Annotated in this window: 1 rRNA gene; it reads left to right on the top strand. The window is 58.0% G+C overall.

Annotated features, from left to right (window positions below):
• Positions 1-512: ribosomal RNA gene (locus N5098_RS15095) — 16S ribosomal RNA — on the top strand; the annotation flags it as partial.

Here is a 512-nt window from a genome sequence, read left to right as displayed (position 1 = left end):
CCCGTGGCATATAGCTCAGTAACACGTGGCCAAACTACCCTATGGATGAGAATACTCTCGGGAAACTGAGGCTAATTCTCAATACAGCTTCCATGCTGGAGTGCAGGAAGCTAGAAACGCTCCGGCGCCATAGGATGTGGCTGCGGCCGATTAGGTAGACGGTGGGGTAACGGCCCACCGTGCCAGTAATCGGTACGGGTGATGAGAGTCAGAGCCCGGAGACGGTATCTGAGACAAGATACCGGGCCCTACGGGGCGCAGCAGGCGCGAAACCTTTACACTGCACGACAGTGCGATAGGGGGACTCCGAGTGCGAGGGCATACAGTCCTCGCTTTTCTGTACCGTAAGGTGGTACAGGAACAAGTGCTGGGCAAGACCGGTGCCAGCCGCCGCGGTAATACCGGCAGCACGAGTGATGGCCGATCTTATTGGGCCTAAAGCGTCCGTAGCTGGCCAGTCAAGTCTGTTGGGAAATCCACGTGCCCAACGCGTGGGCGTCCAGCGGAAACTG

The organism is Halovenus rubra (genome assembly GCF_026586665.1).
Lineage (GTDB): Archaea > Halobacteriota > Halobacteria > Halobacteriales > Haloarculaceae > Halovenus > Halovenus rubra.
This window is presented reverse-complemented; position numbering and strand designations above follow the sequence as displayed.